A 5,787-nucleotide genomic window follows, 5' to 3' on the forward strand; every position below is an offset into this window, starting at 1 on the left:
GACTATGACTGATATTCGCCATTTTCTTGATCTCGACAAAATGTCGGCAAGCGAGCTTAAAGACATTCTGGCCCTTGGCGACTCCGAGAAGGCCGGGAATGCACCGTTTGGGGTAAAACCGCTGGCGGGCAAGACGCTGGCTTTGATTTTTGAAAAACCTTCGACCCGTACGCGCGTGTCGTTCGAGGTTGGCATGCGCCAGCTTGGCGGCGACGTTGTCGTGCTTGATGCCGACAGCAGCCAGCTTGGCCGTGGGGAAACCATTGCCGATACCGCACGCGTTCTGTCGCGCTTTGTTGATGCGATCATGATCCGGACCACCGATGAATCCAAGCTTCTGGAAATGGCAAAATATGCCACGGTGCCGGTGATCAACGGTCTGACCGATCAAAGCCACCCGTGCCAGATCATGGCCGATCTGATGACCATCAAGGAACATAAAGGCACGCTTGAGGGCCTCAAGTTCGCATGGCTTGGGGATGGCAATAACGTATCGGCATCCTTCATTCATGCCTCGCCGAAATTCGGCTTTGCGCTGGATATGGCCTGCCCGGCAGGCTATCGCCCCAATCAGGGCCTGATTGAAAGTGCCAATGCCGAAGGCGGCAAAGTGCGCCTGACCGATATGGACAGCGCGCTTGAAGGCGCCGATGTGGTCGTGACCGATTGCTGGGTCTCGATGGGGGATGAAGATTATGATGCCCGCATGGCGGCACTTGCCCCCTATCAGGTCAACGAGACCACCATGGCACAGGCCAAGGATGATGCGATCTTCATGCATTGCCTGCCGGCACATCGCAACGAGGAAGTCACCGATGCGGTGATCGACGGACCGCAGTCTGTTGTGTTTGACGAGGCGGAAAACCGCCTGCATGCACAAAAAGGGGTTCTGCTATACTGCCTGAACGGCTTGCCTTCCTGAGGATGTTTATTAAATAAGCATCAGAATTTCGGGGCGGACAGCGATGTTCGCCCCTTTGCTTTGGCGAGACATGGCTGGACAATGCGGTTCGGCCGTTGTTATACGCCCCGGAACACGTAAAAACGCGGAACCCGAAAATGCAGATCGCTGTCGATTTTTGCCAGCCCTTCACGCTGGATCATTCCAATATCCGTGGCCGCTTCACGCGCCTTGGCCCGACGGTGCAGACCATCATCGGCCAGCACAACTATCCGCCGCTTGCCAACCATCTGTTGGGCGAGATCATCGGCCTTGCCGTATTGCTGTCTTCCTCGCTGAAATATGAAGGGCTTTTTACCCTTCAGACCAGTTCGGACGGGCCGATCAGCATGCTGGTGGTTGATGTCGACAGTGCGGGCAATGTACGCGCCTGCCTGCGGGTGGATGAAGATCGCCTGAAGGCGATGATTGCCGAGGAAGAAGGCGGCGAAGAGGCGCTGCGCGGGCAGGTTCTGAAACTGATGGGACGCGGGCATATTGCCTTTACGGTCGATCAGGGTGACGAGCATGACCGCTATCAGGGGATTGTCTCGCTTGAGGGCGAGACCCTGGCACAATGTGCAGAGGCCTATTTCCGCCAGTCCGAACAGCTTGAAACGTCGTTCAAGCTCGAAGTTCATCGCGGCGAGACCGCGGATGACTGGTGGGTTGGTGGGCTGTTCCTGCAAAAAATGCCGGTCAGCGCATCGGGCGATGCGAGCACCCCCGAAGAGGCTGAAAAGGTATCTGAAGACTGGAACCGGTCGACCATCCTGATGGCCAGTGCGACGGAAAACGAGCTGGTTGATATCTCGCTTTCGGCGCATGACCTGATCTGGCGCCTGTTCCATGACGAGGAACCGCGCGTCTTTGATCAGACCCGGCTTCAGTTCAAGTGCCGCTGTTCGCGCGAAAAGATCGAAGGTGCGCTTGTGACCTATCCGCTTGATGAGCTTTTGTCGATGCGCGAGGACGATACCGGCGAGGTTGGCGTATCTTGCCAGTTCTGCAATACGCGCTATGGCTTTAACGAGGCTGATCTGCGCGCACTGAAGGCGGACGCGCCGGACGCGGGATCACCGAAAATCTGATAAAGGCATCAGCGGCTGTGATGCGACGCTGTTCGTCACAGCCTTGCCTTAATCCTAAAGCAACGTCACCATGACAGGATCATCGTCCTGACGCGCCATGGTGGCGTTGTTTTTTTATGTGCGCGAATGAACGAACAAGCAAAGGAGATCGAAGACATGACGGTTTTGTCCATCAAGGGCCTGCGCGCCGTTGTTGCCGGGGCGGCACTTGCGCTGATGGCGGCTTGCACAAGCGGTCCGGTCGCGACCTATCCCGATGTGACATGGCGCCATCTTGATCCGATTGTCTTTGCTGCCGGTCCGATTGAAAAGGTCGCTGCATGGTCAAACACCGAGGATGGATCAATCCAGTCCTCCTTGCCGTTCAATCCGGGCCGTATGGCAATGAACTGGCCCGATGACCGCATCCAGACTGCAGGCACCAGTGACATGCTGCGTTATAGCGTGACCGAGGCATCGGTGACCTCGAACGCGCTTAAAACCACCAAGGGCATCAAGGGCGTGTTCACCGATGATCAGTCCGACAAGATTGACCTGAAGATTGCAGCCAAGCTTGAACTGCTTGCCGCCAACGGCACGCCCAAGGGTGAAGTCAGCGCGATGGCGGCCCGTTCGCGCACACTGTCTGAATCGATGTCGGTGTCAGAACGTGAACAGGCGATTTACGACGAGACAACCGCCCTTTTGATGGATCTGGACCGCGAGCTGGAACGCCAGATCAACAACAATATGGGGCGTTTCCTGTTGCGTTAAATGTGTGATCGCAGAAAAGCAGGCTATCGATATCAACCCGGCAAGTGGCACTTTTGTCATCTGCCGGGTTTTGTTTTACCGCGTTTTGGGTATTTGTGTCAGCGGTCCGGTTTGTATAGATTGTCAGAATTAAAACTTAAGATAGACCGGACCACGCGATGCTCTAAAGGAGCGTGCACAGGGCCGGCAGGGACACATAACTGGGCAATACGTGCATGCAACAACCGGAAACACCGGGTGGCGGGTTACGGCTTTTTTCAACCCGTCAGCATAGTGTGGGCAGGCGCTTTGAATATTGGCGAAGCCTTCATCAACTGATCGAGCTCGATACGCCGACCCGGGACGGCGCGCGCAACTTCAATGCAGAGCTCATGCAATATATTGCCTCGAACGGGGCGGTTTTTGGCGTTACACGCAGTGACGATACAATCGCACGATTTGCCAGATCTGAAGGCGAATTTGTGTTGTTGAGCATTCCTGTCAGCGGCAAGGTTGATATGGCCTATGGCAAGGATAGACAGTACAGCCTGCGCGCCGCGGATACCACTGGTGTGGTGCTGGTTGACGGGCTGTCACATTTGACCACATCCGTTTCAGATCATTATTCCCATATTTATCTGACGATTGATCGCAATGCGGCGCTTTTGGCGCTTCAGGGGGATGAAGACCGGTTGGCGCGGGGTGTTTCCCTTCTGGCGCAGGGTGGCTTGACCGAGATGCTGCGATCCCATTTGCAGGAGATGGCAATCCGGCGCCGGAGTTTGACGGCGCACGAGGCCGATGTCGCGGTAAAGGTGGCTGGTGACCTTGCGCTTGGGGCATTGGCGCAAGGTGTTGTCGGCCATGATTCGGAACGCGGTATCCCAAATTCGACCCTTTATGAAGCGGCCTGTCGTTTCATCCGGATCAATATTGCGCGCATGGACCTGACGGCCGAGACGATTGCGCGCGGCATTGGCTGTTCACGCAGCCATCTTTATCGCGTTTTCGAATTGCAGGATGAAACGGTAGGGATGGCCATTCGCCGTTATCGGTTTGAGAATGCGGTTTCCCTGCTTGAAAATGCATCCTATCCGTCGATCAAACAGATTGCCTATGAGTCCGGTTATAAATCGGCGGCGGCATTTTCGCGGTTCTTTCGCGATTATACCGGTCTGTCACCAAGTGATTTTCAAAAAAGCCGCTAATCCAGTCATGTAGACATAAAGACGCATTGCAAACCCTTTGGACGCCCTGCATCGCCGCTTTTCGCTAAGCTTCGGCGCAATCAAGCGGTATGGCGGAGCCATGCCGACTGCGACGCAGAACGCAAAAAGGGGATATATGCATGGGCATGTTTGCTTCCGGAACGTCCGGAAAGTTTTTGGCAGCAGGGGTGGTTGCCTCAGCATTGCTTGGGACGGCAATGTGTATGACAACATCTGCCATCGCGCAGGAGACGGCATCTGAAAACAGTCAACAGACCGGGATGCAGGACGATGATGCACATGACGGCATTCATCTGTCAGCCGTGTTCACCGAGCTGTCCTATTCGAAATATAACGAAAATGACGACATTCCAAACCGTGACAAGTCCAATGGAATGGCGATCAAGGTTGGCGGAGTGGTGTCGAATGGCAGCAATGATACCTTTGTCACGCCTTATCTGACATTTGCCAAAAGTGACAGTGACGGTTCAAACCAGTTTTCCGATATCGAAACGGACAGTTCAATGGTTGGGGCCGGCGTCAGTGTGACCCATTTTGTCACACCGAGTTTCAGGGTACTTGGTGGTGGACAGTTGGGTACTGGCAGTCAGGATGTTGTTTTTAACGGTGCAGATACCAGTGAAACCGATATTGATTCCTATGCTGCTTATGGCGGGGTTGATGTCGACCTGTATGCGTATGAGAACTTTTTGTTCGGAGTTTCCGATCAGATCGGCGTAAGCCACACCGATGCCAATTTCCAGCCGGGTAACAGCATCGGTAAGGGGGCAAGCCGTGCGTGGTCAAACGGCTTTTCGCTAAATGGCAACTGGTTTGTGACCAACAAGACGATACTTGGGGCGCGACTGACCTATATACGGTTGTTTGGTGTTGAATCCATGCCCGGTGAGGACCCGCTGGATCGCAATTACGGGCAGGTTTCGATCAATGCCCGCCATATGATCAATGACTCTGTATCGATATACGGCAGTGTTGATCATGTTGTTTTCAATGATCTGTATGATTCGACCAGAACCATGGTCGGTCTGATGACATTCTTCTGAGACCACGAAGGGACAAGGTTATGACGTCATTAAAGAGAAAGTTGAAGCTCGTGGCGGTAATTGGCGGGCTCCTGAGTCTTAGCGGGTGTTTGACCCCCGAAGTTGTCAACAGCCCGGAATTCCAGAAGCTTCTTCAGACAGAAGAAGGCAGAGCGCAACTGGCGAAGTTTATTGAGCAGAACCCACACTATATTACGACCATGCAGCCAATGTTGTTTGGCACAGGGTCATAACGGGGCATCACGGATCATGATGTGACATCGTGTTGATGTTGTGTTTTGGGGGCGTGCGATCAAAACACAGAAAGACAAAAGCCCGGCCATTGCGTGCCGGGCTTTTGTTGTATCGGATAATGAATTAGAGGATGTACCGGTTTAACGGAACATCATCACCGGGACATGGCAGGACCGGACCATTTCGGTGGTGGTGCTGCCGATGATCAGGTTGCGGATGCGCGAATGGCCATAGGCGCCCATGACCAGAAGGTCGATATTTTCCGCTTCGATCTTGTCCTTGATCACGTCTTCGGGCTCGCCCGATGCAAATCCGGCATCGACCGTGTAGCCCGCATTGCGCAGGATGGTTGCCGCGTCATCAAGCTTTGCCTGCAAGGTGTCATTGGGTTTGCCAACCGACAGCAACGTGCAGGGCAGGCCGGTAAACAGCTTGCCCGATGCAATGTGGCGGACAGCCTTCATCGCGCTTTCACCGCCATCAAAGGCAATCAGGAACTTGTTGATCGGCTTGAATGC

6 protein-coding genes are annotated in these 5,787 nt (G+C 54.3%); 5 read left to right on the forward strand and 1 reads right to left on the reverse strand.

Features of this window, described 5'->3' with window-relative positions:
• Window positions 1-4: 4 nt before the first annotated feature.
• From argF to B2R48_RS12255, 5 genes are all read left to right on the forward strand, one after another.
• Window positions 5-922 (forward strand): ornithine carbamoyltransferase, encoded by a 918-nt coding sequence (argF, locus tag B2R48_RS12235; protein ID WP_062953706.1) that lies wholly within the window; start codon window positions 5-7, stop codon window positions 920-922.
• 137 nt (window positions 923-1,059) lie between these two features.
• On the forward strand, window positions 1,060-2,031 hold the full coding sequence (locus B2R48_RS12240; RefSeq protein ID WP_297000756.1) for an Hsp33 family molecular chaperone HslO: 972 nt from the start codon (window positions 1,060-1,062) through the stop codon (window positions 2,029-2,031).
• A 126-nt stretch (window positions 2,032-2,157) separates the two neighbouring features.
• A complete protein-coding gene (locus B2R48_RS12245) occupies window positions 2,158-2,784 on the forward strand; it encodes a hypothetical protein (RefSeq protein ID WP_297000759.1) in 627 nt (208 codons plus the stop codon).
• A gap of 215 nt (window positions 2,785-2,999) precedes the next feature.
• Window positions 3,000-3,971 (forward strand): helix-turn-helix domain-containing protein, encoded by a 972-nt coding sequence (locus B2R48_RS12250; protein ID WP_297000761.1) that lies wholly within the window; start codon window positions 3,000-3,002, stop codon window positions 3,969-3,971.
• 224 nt (window positions 3,972-4,195) lie between these two features.
• Entirely contained in the window at window positions 4,196-5,035 is an 840-nt protein-coding gene (locus B2R48_RS12255; RefSeq protein ID WP_297000763.1) for a hypothetical protein, read from the forward strand.
• Between the two features lie 374 nt (window positions 5,036-5,409).
• Here B2R48_RS12255 and B2R48_RS12260 read toward each other — a convergent pair.
• Window positions 5,410-5,787: universal stress protein (locus tag B2R48_RS12260; RefSeq protein WP_297000764.1), on the reverse strand; the 378-nt coding region annotated here is incomplete at its 5' end.

The sequence above is a fragment of the Thalassospira sp. UBA848 genome (genome assembly GCF_002295455.1).
GTDB lineage: Bacteria > Pseudomonadota > Alphaproteobacteria > Rhodospirillales > Thalassospiraceae > Thalassospira.